Consider the following 19,060-nt stretch of genomic DNA (forward strand, 5'->3'; position numbering starts at 1 on the left):
ATGGACAGTTTGAGCCAAAATAATCTGTCAATTGTCGAAGACTATCACTGGTGCAACACATGAATTTGTGGCAGAAAAGGGTGTTAGAGAAACTCCTCCCTGAGAGGTTGCCAATTCTCAGGTGGGTAATAACATTGGTGCTGGTATTAAGCTTGACCAGTTGCGGCGAAAAAGCCGACAGTCAGGAAGTATCTTCTGGCTATAGAGAAAACTCCCCACAGATTTCTCAAATTTCCAAGCAATTTTCGGAAGTTTCCCCTCCATCTGTTATTCAAGAACTGCGTCCAATTTTGGAAGTTTATCAGCCACAAGTGACAATTGTTACTCCAAAAGTTGATGAAGTTCTTCAAGACAACAAAGTCACAGCCAGTTTTCAGGTTAAGGATCTACCAATATTTAAAGACCCACAATTACAACTGGGGCCACATCTACACGTAATTCTGGATAATCAACCTTATATACCTGTTTACGACCTGAATCAGCCCTTGGTTTTGCCAGACTTATCTCCAGGTAGTCATACCCTGCGTGTTTTTGCTTCTCGTCCTTGGCATGAAAGCTTTAAGAATGAAGGTGCTTATGCCCAAACAACATTTCACGTCTTCACCAAAACCGACGACAACACCCCAGATCCTAAATTACCTCTGCTAACTTACAGCCGTCCTCAAAGTAGCTACGGGGCAGAACCAATCTTACTGGACTTTTACCTAACTAACGCTCCTCTGCACCTCGTTGGTAAGGAAAACCCCAATGACGAGTTCAGTGATTGGCGCATCCGCTCTACTATTAATGGTGAAAGCTTTATTTTCGATCGCTGGCAAGCAGTTTACCTTAAGGGCTTCCGTCCAGGGAAAAACTGGGTAAAGCTAGAATTTCTCGATAATCAGGGAAATCCTGTCAAAAATGCCTTTAATACTACAGTTAGATTGATCGACTACCAGCCAAAGGGTAAAGACACTCTGTCGAGAATTGTCAGAGGAGAACTCACAGTAGCTGAGGTAGGCCTGATTGTAGACCCGAATTATAAACTTGCACCTAAACCTACACCCACACCTTCTGTTGAAAAAACACTCCCAACACAGCCCAAGGTAGAAAAACAGCCGATTCCTAAAACTGAAATTCCAGAAAAATCCAAAATACAGCCAGAACAACCAAAATTAGAAATTCCAACGGCTACACCAACTCCCAGCTTGTCCCCAACACCACCAGAAATTATTGAGTCTCCGACACCAGAACCACAGCCAACGGTAACGCCAACTCCTGAATCAACACCATTACCCGAAAAAGTAACCCCTCAGCCGACAAAACCTAGATTTGGTGGATTTTTTAACCGTGGGGCTGGTAAAGTTCCCACCCCAGAAGCACCAGTTGCACCATCTCCTAGTTTGCCACCCACACTGCCAGAGATTATTGAGTCTCCCACACCAGAACCACAGCCAACGGTAACGCCAACTCCTGAATCAACACCATTACCCGAAAAAGTAACCCCTCAGCCGACAAAACCTAGATTTGGTGGATTTTTTAACCGTGGGGCTGGTAAAGTTCCCACCCCAGAAGCACCAGTTGCACCATCTCCTAGTTTGCCACCCACACTGCCAGAGATTATTGAGTCTCCCACACCAGAACCACAGCCAACGGTAACGCCAACTCCTGAATCAACACCATTACCCGAAAAAGTAACCCCTCAGCCAAAAAAATTTAGATTTGGTGGCTTTTTTAACCGTCGAACGGCCAAGACACCTACTCCCCAAGTAACAGTTGCCCCATCTCCTAGTTTGCCACCAACGCTGCCAGAGATTATTGAGTCTCCAGCACCAGAAATTATTACGCCAAGGGAAGATTTACCAAGAAGTAGATAGATTTTTCCTAGTTCAAAAACCTGTTATGTGTGCCTTAACCAAATCGGTAGCTTACCACTAGATACAAGATTCTGGACTTGTAAAAAGTGTCATACAAAACATGATAGGGACATCAATGCAAGCATTAACCTTCGCAATGAAGGACTACGCCACTTGCTTCAAGCAGGTGTTCCCGTCCAACGCAGTGGCTCACGAATTTTGACCTCTGGAACGGGGGATAAAGCCTGTCGCCCAAATGTAAGTCGCAGTAATAGAGGACGCAAGAAATCTACTACTGCGCTTTCTGTTGGACAGGAAGCCTACACTGTACCGCAAGGTCAGTGTAGGTAGTTCACTTATACCTTGAAGGCTGGTAGAGGCAGCAGGAGAAGTGAAATAAATCACTTCTTCTGCTGCGTCATCAGACTCAGCAATGTGCGGTAAAAAGTTTCAAAAATTTTGCTTTTACTGAATAACTAGGGAATTCTAAGTAAAGATTAGCTCTTATTGCTTACTTAGGATTAATATGACTTTCCAGACTCCAGGTTCGGTTCCATCAGTTTCCGGTGATATCGCCGTCGTACAATCGAGTCGAAAAGGGTGGTTCTCAAAAATTACCAACAGTCTGAATATTGGCAACAAAATTAAATGTGGCTATGGTATTGCCCTTGGTGTGGGAATTATCGGAACCACAATTGGGTTAGTTTTAGGAGATCGCTATCAGCAACAGGCGTTGCAGCAGCAACAAAATGCTTTTAAGGAACTCAATTTGCTCTATCGCCTCCAGACAAGTATCCTGCAAACCCGGACGCACCAGCAGCAACTCATTCCATTAGTGGGAAATCTAAAGCTGTACACAGAGGAATATACCCACATTACTAATACACATGCACCTGAAATTAAGCAGGTTTGGTTGGAACTCCAAATATATATAAAAACTGTAGATTATGCCAACCAAAAGAACACTGAGAATATTCCCCGGCTTCTAAAAACTTATGAAGGTGTAACACAAACTTATATCCAGCAACTTGAGGAACTATTTCAGCAACTTGATTTATCTCCTCCAACTGAGAATAAAATTGCGATCGCTCAACGACGGCTGTTGAAGTTTACCAACAGTGATTTAGCACTTAAGTTTGACGCTATCTCTGATCAACTGGTTACTGTCATTAATACCTCTTATGAGGAATTACAAGCAGCAACGACGACGTTCAAGACAGTAGCACAAATACGGATTCAAATTATTGTTGCTAGCATTCTGTTGTCAGCAGTAATTGCTACTCTTTTAGCTTTTTTGACGAGTCGAACCATTACCCATCCCGTCGAAGTGCTGACGAATGTAGCGCAGCGAGTCACCAAAGAATCTAACTTTGATCTGCAAGCACCCGTCATAACTACAGATGAAATTGGCATACTTGCTACTGCATTTAACCAAGTTTTGCACAGGGTTAAATGCTTACTGGAAGAACAGCAAGCAGCTGCCTTTCGTCAGCAGCAAATGCAAGAAGCGCAATTGCTTCAAAGTGAGAAAATGTCTAGTTTAGGACGAATGGTAGCTGGCATTGCTCACGAAATTAATAATCCGGTAAATTTTATTTACGGCAATTTAGAACCTGCTATTGAGCATGTAGACGATTTATTAGCATTGTTACAAACCTATCGCCAAGAAGTACCTAATCCACCTCTAGCAGTACAAGACTACGCCACCGAAATTGATGCAGAATTTGTGGAAGAAGATTTACCTAAAGTTTTGCAGTCAATGAAGTTTGGCGCCGATCGCGTCCGACAAATTGTCTTGAGTTTGAAAAACTTCTCTCGTCTAGATGAAGCAGAAGCCCATGCAGTCAATTTGCATGAATGTATAGAGAGTACGCTACTCATCCTCAATAACCGGATCAAAAAAGGGATTACGATTGAGCGCTGCTACGGTGATATTCCTACCATTGAAGGTTTTTCTAGCTCGCTTTACCAAGTGTTCATGAACATTCTCAACAATGCGCTTGATGCTTTGGAAGAACAGCACAATACTCAAGACAAACCACGAATTACGATCGCTACCGAACTTCAAGACAAAAACTGGGTAGTTGTCCGTATTGCTGATAACGGTTCTGGTATTGCCCCTGAGACTCAAGAGAAAATTTTTGAGATGTTCTTTACCACCAAACCAACAGGCGTTGGCACTGGTATGGGACTTTCGATTAGTCATCAGATTATTGCCGAAAAACATGGAGGACGACTAACTTGTAAATCTGAGGTGGGTAGTGGTACGGAATTTATCATTTCTCTCCCCGTTCAAAAGCAGGATTTAGCTAAAAATACTCAACTGCAACTCTTGTGCTAAAGCCTTAACAAAGACAAGCCCTGCTACCGGATTTCCTACCCCATCCAAAGCTGGACTATAACAAGCGATCGCTCCCTCTCCTGGTACTATTGCTACAAGCCCACCACCAATCCCTGATTTCATCGGTAAACCAACTCTAACTGCAAACTCGGCAGAAGCTTCATACAGTCCGCAAGTTAACATCACAGCGTTGACAATCTGGCGGTTTTGTGTTGATATACAGCCATTGTTAAAAGCTAGGAGTTTTCCTAACAGGGCTAAATCTTCAACTCGCCCAGATATACAGCATATTTGCTCATAAATGTCAAGTGCTATTTCAATATTTTCTAGATGTCCGGCTTCAGCGAGATAATTGGCGATCGCTTCATTGGCTTTTGAGCGGGTTAATCGCACCGAAGCCAGCATCACCTCATCTAAGCTTAGTTGACAACCTGCTAATTGGTTGAGCCATTGACAAAATAAGAGAGTGCGTTGATTAGCGTCTTTTCCTGGTAACTTATCAGATAGGGTAATTGCCCCACTATTAATCATCGGGTTGCGGGGATGGCCGCGATCGCTAATTAATTGTTCTAAAGAATTGAAGGGTGCATCTGATGGTGCAACCCCAACCCAGCCGAAAACCGTTTCTGCTCCTAGATGTTCTAGCAGATAAAGTAGAGAGAATGTCTTAATAACGCTCATTAACGGGAAAACACAAGCTGTATCCCCAAAGCTGATATTTTTCCCTGATTTACAGCAGATGTGAACTGCAAACCAACCTGGATCGGCTAAAGCTAGTTGGGGAATGCGATCAATAACTTGTCCTCGTTTAGCTTGGGTTTTGACTAGTTGCACCCAGGCTGATAACTTCGTAGTAGTTAGTTTATCAAATACTTTCAAATTGTAAATTTTCTAAAAGTTAATTTATTAGATAGTAAGTAACAGTATACTCTGAACCTGATTAGGGCTTTGTAATACCGTATAAACACGAGATTAACGAGAAAAAACTTGTGAAACCTAATTCAAAAAAGTGTACAGTGATCGCAGTTGGATTCGTCGGATCGCTATTATGGGGAACAACTTGCGTTCTAGAAAATCAAAATGCTATTGCACAAGTAGGGGGAATGTTTATAATAAACGAACTATCAAACAAGTGCATTGATGTATCTGGAGATCCTGGGACAGCTAATGGTACGCAATTGATACTTGCTAATTGCGAACTATCTGGATTTAGCGCTTCTGGTAAGATCACAGATCAGAAATGGGAATTTATTCGTGGGGGATTTATCAGAAATAAATTATCCAACAAATGCATTGATGTGGAGGGACAGCCTGGCACAGTTACTGGTGCGCGATTAATACTTTATGATTGCGAAGTATCTGGATTTAGCCCTTCTTTTGAAACCACAGACCAGAGGTGGGAATACATTGGTGCAGGATTTCTGAGAAATGGATTATCCGACAAATGCATTGCTGTATCTGGAGATCCTGGCACAGCTAATGGTACGCAATTGGTACTTTCTGATTGTGAAATATCTGGATTTAGCAGTTCTGGTAGAAGCTCAGATCAGAGGTGGCGGTGGCAACCAAGTTTTTGAGAGATTAAGGGATGGGGTGCAACGCTAAAAACATTTCTAATTTATGCAGTTCCTGAAAGTTAGAAACTGGCAGTTCTCAAGACTAGCCAGTTTTTAGCTTTAAACTTGTTGGCGTTTTAACTCTTGTATCAATACTTGGCAGCGCTTACTGGCTTCTCTTGCCTGTTCCCTGAATTGTTTAGCTTGCTTTTGGTTAGTTAAATATACTTCAGATGCTTTCTGCCTGAGTTCAACAGATTGTTTACTGAGTTCTTGAATACGAGTCTTTAATTCTTCAATTGTTTTCATCTTTGCTCCTGTTCTGAAATCACAATTTCCAAATTTTCGGCTTCTTCATAAATTTGTATACACCTAATCCTTGGAGATCCCCCTAAATCCCCCTTAAAAAGCAGGGTGGTTTCATACGAAAAAAGAAAAATACATACAGTCTTGATTTCTCGTTTTGTGTCCGGGCTTTTTCCCTCTCTCCAAACCTCTCCCCCCGTGGGGGAGAGGCTTTGAAACCCAGTTTTAGTTTTTCTCTGCTTGTATGAAACCACCCTGCTAAATCCCCCTTTTTAAGGGGGACTTTAAGACTCTTATTCCCCAATACGGTTCAGTTAAGCATTTTTTTCTTCTCTCTGTTCCCTCTGCGCCTCTGCGGTTCGTTAAAAAATTTGACCTTGATAAGGAGTTTTAGCCTTAACTGAACTGTATTGTCTTATTCCCCCCTTATTAAGGGGAGCCACTGCGGTCTTCTCCCAAAGGGAGAGGCTAGCGCCAAGGGGTCTCCCCAAGTGGAGCAAGTGGCGTGAGTTAGGGGGGATGAACAAATATTTGATACTTCTCAGACATCCTCTAAGCAACTGCCAAAACATTACACATTAGTCACCAACATTACAATATTAGTGAGTAATATTACGACATTAGTTATCAAACATTACGACATTAGTCACCAACATTACAATATTAGTCACCAACGTTACAATATTGGTGAGTAATATTACGACATTAGTCACCAAACATTACGACATCAGTCAGCAACATTACAATATTAGTCATTAATATTACGACATTAGTCATCAACATGAAAGCAATCATGACTAAACTGAAGCTTGTATGAAGTTCAAATATATTATCTCTATCGGATTCGTATTTGATTGCGTAAAAAAACTTAGTACATCTTTATTCCTTCTTACCTGTTAAGAGTTCCCTCCCTACGGAAGTAAGTTCAGTAATCAAATCGGATTCCTATATATCATTATTTTTCATCGGCCTATTTCAGAAAATTAGTATCAATATCCTCTAAGAGCAAAGTATACTTTATGATTCCCCGTGTCAGAGCGCCCGAATTACCGCAAAATTACTCTTGGCTCAACACCGATAAACCTTTGTCTCTTAAACAGTTCAAAGGTAGAGTCGTAATTTTAGATTTTTGGACATACTGCTGTATTAATTGTCTGCATATTCTGCCAAGCCTGAAATATTTAGAACATAAATATAAAGATAGTCTTACCGTTATTGGCGTACATTCTGCCAAATTTGACAACGAAAAGGAAACAGAAAATATTCGTCAAGCTATTTTGCGCTACGACATTGAACATCCTGTTGTAGTTGATAGCGGTTTTCGGATTTGGGAAGAGTATGCTGTGCGTGCTTGGCCTACATTAATAATTATTGATCCAGAAGGTTATGTGATTGGCCAGATTTCTGGTGAAGGAAATCGTGACACTTTAGATGAGTTGATTCAAAAATTAATTCAGTAACATCAAGACAAAGGCACAATTAATTTCCAAGAAATCAGCTTAACTTTAGAAAAACAGCGCCAACCATTAATCACACCTTTAGCTTTTCCTGGTAAAGTTCTAGCTACTCCAATGGGTTTATTTATTGCTGATTCTGGACATCACCGCCTAGTTATGAGTAGTTTCGACGGAGAAATTCTACATTTAATTGGTACTGGAAAATCTGACTTAACCGATGGTGCTTTTAACGAAGCACAATTTTTTGCACCGCAAGGAATGGCTTATGATGCCGAAAATCAGATTCTTTATGTTGCTGATACAGAAAATCATGCGCTGAGGCGAGTTGATTTAAAGCGCCAAGTAGTCGAAACTATTGCAGGAACTGGCGAACAAAGCCGTAATATCAATCCTCATAGCGGTGCTGGTTTAGAAACCGCACTGAATTCACCTTGGGATTTAGTAAAAGTAGGAAATACCCTATTTATTGCAATGGCTGGGCCGCATCAAATTTGGCAAATGGATTTAGAAACTGGCATCATCAAAACTTATGCTGGTACTGGTGCAGAAGCGTGTATTGATGGTTCACTTACCGAATCTGCCTTTGCCCAACCTAGCGGTATTACTAATAATGGGCAAGAATTATATATTGCGGACAGTGAAGTTAGTTCAATTCGTGGTGTTGAAATTGTCGAATCGTACCAAGTAAGAACTGTTTGCGGTAGTGGCGGTTTATTTGGTTTTGGCGATGTAGATGGACAAGGTGAAGATGTCCGTTTACAACACTGTTTAGGAGTGGAATACGCTCAGAATTTTTTGTGGGTGGCAGATACTTATAACCATAAAATTAAATTAGTAAGTCCCAGTGGTAATTGTCAAACAGTTTTGGGAGATGGTTCTGCTGGTTTACAAAATGGTCAGGGTAAGAACACTCGTTTTTTTGAACCTTCAGGATTGAGTGCTATGGATTCATATCTATATATTAGTGATACTAATAACCACGCTATCCGCCGCGTAGATTTGAATACTTTTGAAGTAATAACGCTTCAATTTCCTGGGTTATGTGCGCCAGATGTTTGTATTCCACCGAATTTATAGAATAATCATCTTCCTTAAAGTTGCGAATCAAAACTTTGGATTTAGTCGTCTGGTTATGAAATTTTCAATAATAATATTATTTAGCGATCGCTTGTATGCAATTAATCGTTTTTGATATTGATGGTACACTAACAAACACCAACAAAATTGATGAAAATTGCTTTGTACGTGCTTTTGCATTGGAATTTGGCATTTTTGGTATAAATACAAATTGGTCTGAATACGCATACACCACAGATTCTGGAATTACCCAGCAAATTTTCAAGGAAAAATTAGAACATCTTCCTTCAGATGAAGAGTTAGTCAGACTTAAAGCACGTTTTGTTAGCCTACTCCAGGAAGCATTTATTAATAACCAAGATTTATTCAGCGAAATTACTGGTTCTGCAAATGTATTAGCTAAATTACAGCTAGACCCTGATTGGTGTGTTGCGATCGCAACTGGTGGTTGGCGTGAGTCTGCTAAATTAAAACTTCAAAAAGCTAATTTACAAATAGAAAGCATTCCGTTGGCTTCAGCGAATGATGCACTTTCGCAAGAAGATATTATTAAGACAGCTATTATTAAAGCGGAGAATGTTTATCAAGTTGAAAAGTTTCAGAAAGTTGTTTTTGTAGGTGATGGTGTTTTGGATGTAAAAGCAGCCTATCGTTTGAATATTGCTTTTATTGGAATAGGTGATAATAAATTAACAAATTTAGGCGCTACCAAAGTAATTAAAGACTTTACACATTTAGAAGATTTCCTACAATTATTACAATCCGCAGTAATTCCAAAATTTTCTATGAACACCATTCTCCACATTAGTAAACGTCAACAATGGGAACAAGCAAAAAATATTGGTACATATCGCGCTGATTCGTTAAATAGTGAAGGTTTTATACATTGTTCAAAATCAACGCAAATACTCAAGGTTGCAAAGAGATTTTTTGATAATCAAAGAGAATTGCTACTACTTTTTATTGATTCTGAAAAAGTCCAAGCTGAAATTCGCTATGAACCTGCTGAAATAGGGGAATTATTTCCTCACATTTATGGTGAATTAAATATTGATGCTGTGTATCAGGTGATTGATTTTGAAGCTGGGGAAAATGGTTTATTTGAGTTGCCGCAAGAAGTTATAGATTTAGAATAACGAACCGCCTTTTCTGCGAGAGGCTTGTCTGCGACACGCTGCGCGAACGCCAAGGATGCTGAAGAGGAAAGACGAGAAGCCATTTAAAGCATTCCGCGCTTTACTTAAAGAACGGGAATTAATCTAGAGCAATTGTGACCGAATTTAATTTACAAATCCAAGAAAATAGTGATGGCTTCTCTACGAGAGGCTTCGCCAACGCCAACGCCAAGGGCGAACGCTTGTCAACTCCAGATGAGGATGCTTTACTTAGCTTGCTTCCCCTTAAGAGTACGATACACTGCGTCAACACCAAAGGCGATCGCCTCGACCGTTACCTTTCCCAAGAATTACCTGACTTATCCCGTTCCCGCGTCCAACAGTTAATCGAACAGGGTAACGTCCAACTTAACGATCGAGTTTGCACATCTAAGAAGATCAATGTCAAGGTAGGCGATCGCATCACTCTCGAAATACCAGAAGTTCAACCTCTAGAATTGCAAGCAGAAGATATCCCCTTAGATATCCTTTACGAAGATGACCAGTTACTTATTCTCAATAAACCCGCAGGCTTAGTTGTCCATCCTGCACCCGGTCATCCAGATGGCACTTTGGTAAATGCCCTATTAGCTCACTGTCCCGATTTACCAGGAATTGGCGGAGTCCAACGTCCGGGAATCGTCCATCGATTGGATAAGGATACAACGGGGGCGATCGCGATCGCTAAAACAGATATTGCCCATCATCATCTACAAGCACAACTGAAAGCAAAAACTGCACGACGAGAATACTTAGGTATAGTTTATGGTGCGCCAAAAACTGAAAGTGGCACTATCGACTTGCCCATTGGTCGCCATCCCCAAGACCGCAAGAAAATGGCTGTTATGCCTGTTGAACAAGGCGGACGAGTCGCCGTCACTCACTGGAAAGTATTAGAACGTCTTGGTAACTTCACCTTAATTCACTTTCAATTAGAAACTGGACGTACCCATCAAATTCGCGTCCACAGCAGCAAAATTGGTCATCCCATTGTCGGCGACCCAGTTTATAGTTCTGGCCATTCCGTCGGGGTAAATTTGCCTGGTCAAGCACTACACGCTTGGCGACTCAAATTGCAGCATCCCTTATCTGAAGAGTTGATTGAGGTGACAGCTACTCCTCCCGCCCACTTTACAAAACTTTTAGAGATGCTAAAAAGACGAACTACACTTTAAGCTCATCCACCTCTGAAACACATCGACCATTGACAAAAAACCATGCCCAATGCCCAATGCACAATGCCCATTAACAACTAGCGTGCATTAGACATGGGATAGAGTCTGTTTCACTTAGTTATATCTAAATAAAACTCCTACATAACCCAAGACTTATGCACGCTATAAAGCGATCAAATGGATGTACTAGCCAGCCACCGACCAAAAATCCTTATTTAATTCCTGACAGTTGCCGATAAGGTACAGACTTTTCGATATCGATGTTGTATGGCGAGATCCGTTGTGGAGCATTGCCAGTTGCATTGATATTTTGTGCCATACCCAGGAATAGAGATGGATCTCCAGCCTTTGCTTTTTGCTCTTGTGGGAGGAATCTGCGTACTTCGACCTGCCAAATGATTTGGGGGAATCCCAGTTTAGCACGGTGGTAATCTTCGTATCGTGGAGATTTGATGTTGAATGGCAACTCACCCTCAGATTGGGATGGCAGTATCCGACGGCGCTGATAAGGCACTGTGGAGTATCCAAAATTGCTCAGGTACTCTTCAGTGTTGAGCACTTCATCAATAAGGCCTACAATACCCTTGGTAGCGACTACAATTGACCAGGCGATTTTTTCTCGCTCGTTGTATGGATCGCGTCCTAGAACCCGCTGAATTACTTGCTCAACAAAGCGATAATTATTGTTGAGGTCGTAGAAGCTTTTCTTAAAGGTATTAGAAAGCACCAACCCACGAATAAAGTCCCGTACTGTAATTTGTCCATTACGGAGTTGAGACTCTAAATATGTTTCGCGATCGGCAGCAAAAGCATAAAAGAAAATTTGACGATATGCTGCTTCGATCAAATCACCTAAATCTGACGGAGAAAGTATATTGTCTGTAGAAAAAATCCTGGGCTGTTCATCACCCGGTACTTCATAAGCAGCTACACGCTGATTTTGACTTGAAGGGTCATATTCTAACAGAGGAATTGCCACTCTAAAGCCTCCATGTTCTTAATTAAAGTTAACAACTTTTAATCACATATTAAGGGAGTAGTTGTATCAGAACCTCAGATTCTGATAAAATTTCACGAAACTTAACTAAGGGGAATTTAAGTATTCCTAGGATAAAAGATTAGCCTGCTGGATTCAACCCATAGCTAATCAATAAATAGGGAGTTGAGCTTCTAGGTTAATGACTACGTAAATGACTAAAAAATTTTATTCACATATTTTAGATTAGGAGATTCAGTTTCACCTTTTTGAACCGAAGTAATAATTTTTAACATTTAGCAAAAGAAATTAATGGGGCATGGGGCAAAACAGTTCCTCTTTTCCCAGTCCTGAGTAAAGAAGCGAGATTTCCAACTCAGCACGGGCTAAACGCCCCGCTTCCGCTAACATGACTGGGCACTCTTAAGGGGCATGGAGAAGAGACAAGGGAGTGTTCAATAATTCCCCCTCATCTCCCCCTGCTCCCCTGCCTCCCTCAGCGACTCAGTGACCTATCCAAAATTCCAGGGGATCTATAGTTGATTTACAGTGAGGCCAGCTACGCAAAGTTACTTCCATTCCTGTCTCCCAGTAGGGTGGTTCTAATCCCAGCCCTAAGCATAAATGAGATAAGATGCTAGCAAACTGCTCATTGTGACCAAACTCTCCTACATGGGCATGGGCGTATTCATGGACGACTACACCAAACCAATCTCTAGGTGCAACTCGACCAACATCTACCAAAATAGTGATTGGGTTTGTGAGAATGTTGCATAGCCCATCTATGCCGAAAGATTGAGCTATGGGAACTGCAAAAATTTGGATTTGGCGACGCTCTTGGGGATGAAAACACTGATGACAAACTTGTAGATAGGCATTGATCTGAGCGTTTACGGCGTTAATATTTTCGCCGATCCAAGTGCAAATGGGGATGCGATCGCGCTTGTTTTCAAACACATTCACCATACCCGGTTCTAGGGCAAGTCCCTGTACTAGACGCAGATAATCTTGCCCACGAGTAAAAGCATCGCTCTGCTTAAGAATCATTCACCAGCCCAAAACTGAATAAAACTGTCTTTTTTCTAAAACATCCGCTCCTTGTCTTTCTGTTACTTCTTCTGTGCTGGAAGCCTCAACAGAGGTTTCGATGCGGCTTTCAGTACAAAACGATGCGGTGCTAAAGCCGCCAAACCGTTTGACTGTACTGGTTCGTAGTCGCATATTTGGGCTGGCGAACCAGAATCGCTCAATGGAACTCATTGTTTCATATTCAGTTGTCAACACTAGTCCATCTTCATCATCCATGTGAAAAAGACCGACTACAGGGACAATTTCGGCGTAACCTCTTTCGCGGAGTAATTTGCCTTGCCTTGAATTATCGCCATCAGGCACGATCGCAAATATGGTTTTCCCCTGATGATTCTCCTCATCCTCTCGATCCCAAGCCATTGTCCCTAGCCAACGCACACGCGAGCCACCGACTGAAAGGCTGGGGTCAATCTCATGATATCGGCACAGTTCGATGATTTCTGGATGATTGGCATCCAGAGTTTCTACCTGTATATCCGATTCTCCCGTCTCTGAGCGCTTGAACGCCAGATGATGAGTTGCACGTTGCGATCGCCACTTACCAGCACTTAGCTGAAAAAATTCCATTGCGTCTATCAATCTTCTGACTCCTACTTATTACTCCTGCGGATGATGTTTACCTTGTTCTTTGTTTTTAGAGTAGTTGTGTATATAAACATTCTAAACATTACAGCCATTAGTAGTCAGCTTCAATAAACACCCTAGAAAGGGAGAGAGAGACATGTTGTCATCTGATTGTAAACTTTTATGAGTGTGATTTATTATCGCTTGACAATGTAGACATTTTAATATCCAAGTGCTAAACTAGTAGAAAGCGATCGTCTTCTACAACAACAAATACCCTTCGATTCAATCAATCACAGGAGTGAATGATGGACTTTCCAGTCGAATTAACCTTAGAACAACAGTTTCGCTTACAAAATTTGAAAGACCAGGTAAAAAATTTGAGTCAACAAGAAGCTCAAGAATTTTTACTAGAAGTTTTACGGCAAATGATGGTGAAAGATAATTTGGTTAAACATCTGCTAAAACAAGCTTGATCCAGTAAAAAACAAAATTTTTTCCTTAAGACTTACGCAATGGCAAAGTTCCATCAAAATGCGTAAGTCTTAATTTTTTGCCCAATTTCGGCTAAATTTTGATTTTTTCTAGGACTTAAGCAAAAAACCTCTCCAACTCTTATTCCTTTGCGTTCTCTATGGTTTGATTTTCCATGACCTGTGCGTCAGTCCTGTTTTTGATCGGAACAGCCAAACTATAGGTAAATATTACAGATTATTACTTTGTCTCTCATAGTAAAGACTAGGGTACTCTTAATCACCTATGTTTTTGTTTGGCTACTCGCAGTTAACCTGATCGAGAATACGCCAAAAATAATATCCGCCATTTGTGAGAATATTAAGGAGAACTCATGGTTCTTGATGCTTTTTCCAGAGCTGTAATTGCGGCTGATGCCAAAACCGCTCCTATAGGTGGTGCTGACTTGGCAGCCCTTAAGTCTTTCATCGCTGAAGGCAACAAGCGCCTTGATGCAGTGAATGCGATCGCCAGCAACGCTAGCTGTGCGGTTTCTGATGCCATTGCTGGGATTGCTTGTGAAAACACAGGTTTGATTCAAGCTGGTGGTAACTTGTATCCGACTCGTCGGATGGCTGCTTGCCTGCGTGATGCTGAAATCGTTCTGCGCTATGTAACTTATGCGCTGTTGGCTGGTGATTCCTCCGTATTGGACGATCGTGCTTTGAACGGTCTGAAAGAAACCTACACAGCTTTGGGCGTACCCACTAGCTCTTCTGTACGGGCTTTCCAAATCCTGAAGGCTATCAGTGTCGCTCACATCACCAACACCAATACTGAAGCTAACGCTGGTAAAAAATTCCGTAAACAAGAAGTTGTTCAAGGCGACTGCTCTGCTCTAGCTTCTGAAGCTGCTAGCTACTTCGATCGCGTTATTTCTGCTCTGAGCTAATCGCTAACAGCTAAAGCCTATTAGTCAAGCCAACTGAAATTAAAACTCGATCAAATCTAATCTGGAGTATAAAAAGCAATGAAATCAGTTATCACTACAGTTATTGGATCTGCTGATGCAGCAGGTCGTTTTCCAACCACTTCTGATCTAGAATCCGTTCAAGGTAGCATTCAGCGTGCTAATGCTCGTCTAGAAGCTGCTGAAAAATTGGCTTCTGGTATCGATGCCGTAGCTAAGGAAGGTTATGATGCTGCCTTCAAGAAATATCCTTTCCTGAACCAAGAAGGTGAAGCTGGCGACACTCAAGTTAAAAAAGATAAGTGCCTGCGCGACATCAAGCACTACTTACGCTTGATCAACTACAGCTTAGTTGTGGGCGGTACTGGCCCTCTGGATGAGTGGGGTATTGCAGGTGCTCGCGAAGTTTATCGCTCTTTGAATCTGCCCACCGCTCCTTACGTTACCGCGTTAACTTACACTCGCGATCGCGCTTGCGCTCCTCGCGATTTCTCTCCTCAAGCGTTGGTTGAGTTCCGCAATCTCCTCGACTACGTAATCAACTCCCTTTCATAATCATAAGGATTGACTAGACGTAGACGAGCGATCGTCATACTCTAAAACTCAGGGACTCTCAGTCTGTTGCTTTGCCTGTATCAGGTTGAGTGATTGACCAAGAGTCCCTAAGTTATTATTAATTCGTAATTAATGATTGAACTTGGGGGATTTAAACAGGGAAATTTTCTTTTATGACAATAGATTCTCTCTTTGCACAGTTAAAACACCCCAACCCCAATTTGCGGGAACGAGCCATCTGGGAATTGGCTGATGTCCGTGATGAAAATACCATTCCTCGGCTGATGGGTATTTTAGATGAAGAAGATGTCACTTATCGTCGAGCTGCGGTAAAAGCACTGGGTGCTATTGGTATAGACGCTGTACCGCTACTGGTAGAGTCATTAGTAAATAGTGATAATGCGACCATTCGGGGTAGTTGTGCTAAAGCTCTAGCACAGGTTGCTGCTAATCATCCCGATGTTCCCTTCCCAAATGAGGGCTTACAAGGATTGCAAACAGCGCTCAATGACCCAAATCCCGTTGTTTATATTGCATCGGTAATGGCATTAGGTGAGATTGGTTCTCCTGCCTTTGAGATTTTGACAGAAGCTTTGAAAACAATAGATAATGTTGCGGTGGCTGTGGCGATTGTCAATGCACTCGGTTCGATGGGCGATATCCGAGGGGTGGAAGTACTAACGGCATTGACAAAGGATGAATCTGTCGATCCCTATATTCGAGAGTCAGCAGTGAGTGCTTTGCCCCGATTAGATCAAGTGATTAAATATAACAGATAGTAGCGATCGCTCTTACAACTACTTTTATCAATCCTAATAAGGCGGATACATTAGATGAACAAACTGGGTTTCACCTTGAAATAATTTCCAAGTGCCTTAGCTTGTGCCTTACTAATCGACCGCTTACCGTTCACAACCTCAGACACCACGCCGCTCGACCCGAGAATTTCATGCGGTGCAGATTCAATCCATTGGATAGTTCAGTGCCTCATACGCTTCAATCAGGGTTACTATCAGCTTATGCAGAGCTTGCTTTTCTGGAGTCCGGTTTTTGCAAAATGTTAGGCGCTCTGCAATTGCTAGGGCGCAATCATACTCTTCTTCCGTCTCAATCACCTTGGTAGTGTAAATCGTCCATCGCCTTATTCCCAAGTTTCTTCCTCTAACTGCCTCTCAATTTGAGAAATCGCCAACTTAATCACTGCCTGAACCCCCGCTTCTTCTTCCTCAGTTAATGCGGCTTGCAGGGGTTCTAAAGCAGCACCATCGCCAATCTTCATCAATGCCAAAGCCGCTGCTTTTCGAGTTTCCCAATCGGGATGATGCAGTAACTCAACGAGGTTAGGAGTTGCCGATCTATAGGTGAGACTGCCCAGAGCTGCTGCTGCTTCACACCGGACAATTTCAGATGGATCGTTGAGGGCGTTAATTAAAATATTAAACGCTCCTTCTTGAGTGCCTTCTTGAGCAATTTTAGCGATCGCACCCACCACAGCAGCCCGAACTTCAGCCGAGTCGGAGTTAATCTCTCGATATAAATGCTCCTTCGCTTCTGCCCCAATAAATCCCAACGCCCATACAGCATGACCTTTGGCACTTTCTGGATACTCAGTTGACGCTAAGATTTTCAGCAATGCTGGTACAGCTGCCTCACCTATTTTGGCAAGCCCCCCCACCGACGAGGTTTTGACCACCATATCTTCATCATTTAACAGGGCATTGACCAAAGTGGGAATTGCGATCGGGTCAGCGATCAGTGTCAGAGTTTTAGCGCTGGCTCTGCGTACAACTGGGTTTGGATGATTTGCCACAGCTTCCATTAATAAAGGGGTTGCTGGTTTGCCGATTTTACCCAAAGCCTCTGCAAAACTCAACCTAACCATGCCTCGTGAGTCTCCCATACTCTCAACCATCCGCTTTAGTAGCTCTTGTTCATCCGAGTTGAAGGTGTTTAAGCTTAATTGCTCGCTCACTACTGCAAATAAAGCATCAGTTTCTGTATGGGACAGATTCGTTAAATCTGTCCCGGATTGAGTTTCGGAGTTGAGCATATAACTTCTAGCTAAATTATCAAGGCGAATAACTAGTTGCTGACATTTAGGGCAGCCTGTTGATTACGGAGTTCCTGGAGGGCAGAATCAATCTTGGCAAGCTCAGGCTCCAGTTTTGCCATAACGCTTACTCTCATCAACTTAGCCCGTTTTGCCGTTTCCGTAGTTTCTTTAACTAGACGTTCTCGATATTGCTCAAGTTCTGCAATCACTTCTGCTACATCTTGAGCGGTTACGTTATTGGTTGTTGTTAGTTCTGAGATTTCATCCATAACTTTTGTTTCCTAAATGTGTGTTTATTATGAATCACGTGTACTCAGTGTTCGACTATCGTTTGTATTTGGTTACTCGCTAAAAACCAGCACTTAGCTGTTACATAAAATGGAACAATTGACAAGAGGCAACTAAACTAATAACTGACAAATGCATATATTCCGATCTTCTCAGATTGCGTTACCACTGGTAAAGCTTTTTGATGGAAATCTTCAAAAGTCGAACTCAACTACAGTCTTAGATCCAAGTTATGATAAGTCTTTTAGGTTTTTTTGACTAGAAAGTGCGACACCGAACAGCCCTTCGTAGACATTGCACAGCATGGTCTAGCACTGTGCAAAAACTGCTCAAGAAGTTTCCTTTAGTGGAAAAATATCTCCCCGTAAGTAGGACTCAAAGTTTTTCTTAAAGTATTGAATGCTCGTCACATTCGGTTCATCACTTTCCATTGGCGTGAATTCATAAATTGGTACTTTTTCCCTTACTAGCTTGACCAAGCTAGGATGAAGCTGCTCAAAAGAATCTACTCTAAATATTGTGGTTTCAAATCTTAATTTAGCTGGATGAGCATATCCTAACTTCATCCAGGGCAACCAAGGACAGTCCCTTGCCCACTTAGCAGGAGGGACATCAATTGCATCGGGTCGGCAAGTATTTGATATAAAGTACTCAACTCCCTTAAACTTTTCTCCAGGGCAATAGTCTGAATATTTACTATCTCCTGCTAAGGGATGCGGGTATTCTAAAGGAATTTCCATGACAGAAGTAATATATCCGCTGCCTTTGGGTATAACAGATTTCTTTGGTTTGACTGAACCTTGGACAATGCGGTTAGCAATGTGTACTACTGGTACTGGTTGACTTGTGGTTGGTGACTTCCAAAAATGGAGAATCTCTTGAGTATCCGGGTCACAAAATAAACCCAACTCTCTATTGATGCGATACCCGACTTCGCCGTACTCAGGATCGGGCTTGATAAATACTTTGGTAGCATTCATCCCAATAATAGAGAACAATTTCTCCTTTGGTTTTTTTGAGTTTTCTTGCCAATAAATTTCCCCAGACCAGTTGTAATAAAGCTGTAACCCATGATTTTTTCTGTAAAAATCGAGGTTATTAAATTCGTAGTCATCTAAATAATCACTCATATCTATTTTCGATTGGGCATAGGGCATAGGGCATTGGGCATTGGGAAAGAGGAGGCAGGAGGCACGAGGCACGAGGCAGAA

18 protein-coding genes and 3 pseudogenes are annotated in these 19,060 nt (G+C 41.9%); 12 read left to right on the forward strand and 9 right to left on the reverse strand.

Features of this window, described 5'->3' with window-relative positions; genetic code table 11:
- The first annotated feature begins 59 nt into the window (after positions 1-59).
- From HWQ58_RS07345 to HWQ58_RS07355, 3 genes are all read left to right on the forward strand, one after another.
- A complete protein-coding gene (locus tag HWQ58_RS07345) occupies positions 60-1,856 on the forward strand; it encodes a hypothetical protein (protein WP_292859710.1) in 1,797 nt (598 codons plus the stop codon).
- A gap of 27 nt (positions 1,857-1,883) precedes the next feature.
- Positions 1,884-2,186, forward strand: a complete 303-nt coding sequence (locus tag HWQ58_RS07350; protein WP_292859713.1) for a zinc ribbon domain-containing protein — start codon at positions 1,884-1,886, stop codon at positions 2,184-2,186.
- Positions 2,187-2,361: 175 nt separating this feature from the next.
- Positions 2,362-4,176, forward strand: coding sequence for an ATP-binding protein (locus HWQ58_RS07355; RefSeq protein ID WP_292859716.1), 1,815 nt, complete (start codon positions 2,362-2,364; stop codon positions 4,174-4,176).
- On the opposite strand, the gene glsA is transcribed toward HWQ58_RS07355, so the two are convergent.
- On the reverse strand, positions 4,141-5,055 hold the full coding sequence (gene glsA / locus HWQ58_RS07360; RefSeq protein WP_292859719.1) for a glutaminase A: 915 nt from the start codon (positions 5,053-5,055) through the stop codon (positions 4,141-4,143). The two genes, HWQ58_RS07355 and glsA, sit on opposite strands and share 36 nt — an antisense overlap.
- Before the next feature lie 110 nt (positions 5,056-5,165).
- Between glsA and HWQ58_RS07365 the strand changes: the two genes are divergently transcribed.
- Positions 5,166-5,753, forward strand: a complete 588-nt coding sequence (locus HWQ58_RS07365) for an RICIN domain-containing protein (protein ID WP_292859722.1) — start codon at positions 5,166-5,168, stop codon at positions 5,751-5,753.
- Between the two features lie 99 nt (positions 5,754-5,852).
- Here HWQ58_RS07365 and HWQ58_RS07370 read toward each other — a convergent pair whose 3' ends face one another.
- The gene (locus tag HWQ58_RS07370; protein WP_292859725.1) at positions 5,853-6,041 is read right to left on the reverse strand and encodes a hypothetical protein; all 189 of its coding nucleotides are present in this window, start codon (positions 6,039-6,041) and stop codon (positions 5,853-5,855) included.
- 1,016 nt (positions 6,042-7,057) lie between these two features.
- Between HWQ58_RS07370 and HWQ58_RS07375 the strand changes: the two are divergent.
- From HWQ58_RS07375 to HWQ58_RS07390, 4 genes and pseudogenes are all read left to right on the forward strand, one after another.
- A pseudogene (locus tag HWQ58_RS07375) lies at positions 7,058-8,572 on the forward strand (thioredoxin-like domain-containing protein).
- 95 nt (positions 8,573-8,667) lie between these two features.
- Positions 8,668-9,237, forward strand: a pseudogene (locus tag HWQ58_RS07380) (HAD family hydrolase); the annotation flags it as partial.
- Positions 9,238-9,357: 120 nt separating this feature from the next.
- A complete protein-coding gene (locus tag HWQ58_RS07385) occupies positions 9,358-9,708 on the forward strand; it encodes a DUF952 domain-containing protein (RefSeq protein WP_292859958.1) in 351 nt (116 codons plus the stop codon).
- A 275-nt stretch (positions 9,709-9,983) separates the two neighbouring features.
- Positions 9,984-10,901, forward strand: a complete 918-nt coding sequence (locus tag HWQ58_RS07390) for an RluA family pseudouridine synthase (protein WP_292859961.1) — start codon at positions 9,984-9,986, stop codon at positions 10,899-10,901.
- 211 nt (positions 10,902-11,112) lie between these two features.
- Here the strand turns inward: HWQ58_RS07390 and HWQ58_RS07395 are convergent, their stop codons facing one another.
- From HWQ58_RS07395 to HWQ58_RS07405, 3 genes are all read right to left on the reverse strand, one after another.
- Complete coding sequence (locus tag HWQ58_RS07395; RefSeq protein WP_292859728.1) at positions 11,113-11,880, reverse strand: phycobilisome rod-core linker polypeptide; 768 nt, start codon at positions 11,878-11,880, stop codon at positions 11,113-11,115.
- A gap of 501 nt (positions 11,881-12,381) precedes the next feature.
- A complete protein-coding gene (locus HWQ58_RS07400) occupies positions 12,382-12,924 on the reverse strand; it encodes a hypothetical protein (RefSeq protein WP_292859731.1) in 543 nt (180 codons plus the stop codon).
- On the reverse strand, positions 12,925-13,542 hold the full coding sequence (locus tag HWQ58_RS07405; RefSeq protein ID WP_292859964.1) for a phycobiliprotein lyase: 618 nt from the start codon (positions 13,540-13,542) through the stop codon (positions 12,925-12,927). It lies immediately after the preceding gene.
- A gap of 296 nt (positions 13,543-13,838) precedes the next feature.
- Here HWQ58_RS07405 and HWQ58_RS07410 point away from each other — a divergent pair, with 296 nt between their 5' ends.
- The 4 genes from HWQ58_RS07410 to HWQ58_RS07425 all read left to right on the forward strand — a co-directional run bounded on the left by HWQ58_RS07410 (position 13,839) and on the right by HWQ58_RS07425 (position 16,287).
- Positions 13,839-14,006, forward strand: coding sequence for an NblA/ycf18 family protein (locus HWQ58_RS07410; protein ID WP_114081198.1), 168 nt, complete (start codon positions 13,839-13,841; stop codon positions 14,004-14,006).
- Between the two features lie 371 nt (positions 14,007-14,377).
- The gene (locus HWQ58_RS07415) at positions 14,378-14,935 is read left to right on the forward strand and encodes a bleomycin hydrolase (protein ID WP_292859734.1); all 558 of its coding nucleotides are present in this window, start codon (positions 14,378-14,380) and stop codon (positions 14,933-14,935) included.
- Positions 14,936-15,013: 78 nt separating this feature from the next.
- Positions 15,014-15,508: a bleomycin hydrolase gene (locus tag HWQ58_RS07420; protein WP_292859737.1), complete on the forward strand. Its 495-nt coding sequence runs from the start codon at positions 15,014-15,016 to the stop codon at positions 15,506-15,508.
- Positions 15,509-15,681: 173 nt separating this feature from the next.
- Entirely contained in the window at positions 15,682-16,287 is a 606-nt protein-coding gene (locus tag HWQ58_RS07425) for a HEAT repeat domain-containing protein (RefSeq protein WP_292859740.1), read from the forward strand.
- A gap of 50 nt (positions 16,288-16,337) precedes the next feature.
- On the opposite strand, the pseudogene HWQ58_RS07430 reads toward HWQ58_RS07425, so the two are convergent.
- From HWQ58_RS07430 to HWQ58_RS07445, 4 genes and pseudogenes are all read right to left on the reverse strand, one after another.
- Positions 16,338-16,659 (reverse strand): annotated as a pseudogene (locus HWQ58_RS07430) (transcriptional regulator).
- Positions 16,650-17,558 carry a HEAT repeat domain-containing protein gene (locus HWQ58_RS07435; protein ID WP_292859743.1) on the reverse strand — a complete coding sequence of 303 codons (909 nt, stop codon included), beginning with the start codon at positions 17,556-17,558 and terminating at the stop codon, positions 16,650-16,652. Before HWQ58_RS07435 ends, HWQ58_RS07430 begins: the two are co-directional and overlap by 10 nt.
- A 32-nt stretch (positions 17,559-17,590) precedes the next feature.
- Positions 17,591-17,830: a hypothetical protein gene (locus tag HWQ58_RS07440; protein WP_292859746.1), complete on the reverse strand. Its 240-nt coding sequence runs from the start codon at positions 17,828-17,830 to the stop codon at positions 17,591-17,593.
- Positions 17,831-18,178: 348 nt separating this feature from the next.
- Complete coding sequence (locus HWQ58_RS07445) at positions 18,179-19,006, reverse strand: DUF1838 family protein (RefSeq protein WP_292859749.1); 828 nt, start codon at positions 19,004-19,006, stop codon at positions 18,179-18,181.
- Positions 19,007-19,060 lie beyond the last annotated feature (54 nt).

Origin of the sequence: Nostoc sp. LPT (assembly GCF_017115165.1) — a bacterium.
Taxonomy (GTDB): domain Bacteria; phylum Cyanobacteriota; class Cyanobacteriia; order Cyanobacteriales; family Nostocaceae; genus Nostoc.

What these genes read in the sequence shown, in the direction of transcription:
- HWQ58_RS07345 (WP_292859710.1), top strand. Translation starts at nt 60, where the DNA reads ATGAATTTGTGGCAGAAAAGGGTGTTAGAGAAACTCCTCCCTGAGAGG.
- HWQ58_RS07355 (WP_292859716.1), top strand. Translation starts at nt 2,362, where the DNA reads ATGACTTTCCAGACTCCAGGTTCGGTTCCATCAGTTTCCGGTGATATC.
- HWQ58_RS07370 (WP_292859725.1), bottom strand. Translation starts at nt 6,041, where the DNA reads ATGAAAACAATTGAAGAATTAAAGACTCGTATTCAAGAACTCAGTAAA.
- HWQ58_RS07385 (WP_292859958.1), top strand. Translation starts at nt 9,358, where the DNA reads ATGAACACCATTCTCCACATTAGTAAACGTCAACAATGGGAACAAGCA.
- HWQ58_RS07400 (WP_292859731.1), bottom strand. Translation starts at nt 12,924, where the DNA reads ATGATTCTTAAGCAGAGCGATGCTTTTACTCGTGGGCAAGATTATCTG.
- HWQ58_RS07410 (WP_114081198.1), top strand. Translation starts at nt 13,839, where the DNA reads ATGGACTTTCCAGTCGAATTAACCTTAGAACAACAGTTTCGCTTACAA.
- HWQ58_RS07415 (WP_292859734.1), top strand. Translation starts at nt 14,378, where the DNA reads ATGGTTCTTGATGCTTTTTCCAGAGCTGTAATTGCGGCTGATGCCAAA.
- HWQ58_RS07420 (WP_292859737.1), top strand. Translation starts at nt 15,014, where the DNA reads ATGAAATCAGTTATCACTACAGTTATTGGATCTGCTGATGCAGCAGGT.
- HWQ58_RS07425 (WP_292859740.1), top strand. Translation starts at nt 15,682, where the DNA reads ATGACAATAGATTCTCTCTTTGCACAGTTAAAACACCCCAACCCCAAT.
- HWQ58_RS07435 (WP_292859743.1), bottom strand. Translation starts at nt 17,558, where the DNA reads ATGCTCAACTCCGAAACTCAATCCGGGACAGATTTAACGAATCTGTCC.
- HWQ58_RS07440 (WP_292859746.1), bottom strand. Translation starts at nt 17,830, where the DNA reads ATGGATGAAATCTCAGAACTAACAACAACCAATAACGTAACCGCTCAA.
- HWQ58_RS07445 (WP_292859749.1), bottom strand. Translation starts at nt 19,006, where the DNA reads ATGCCCTATGCCCAATCGAAAATAGATATGAGTGATTATTTAGATGAC.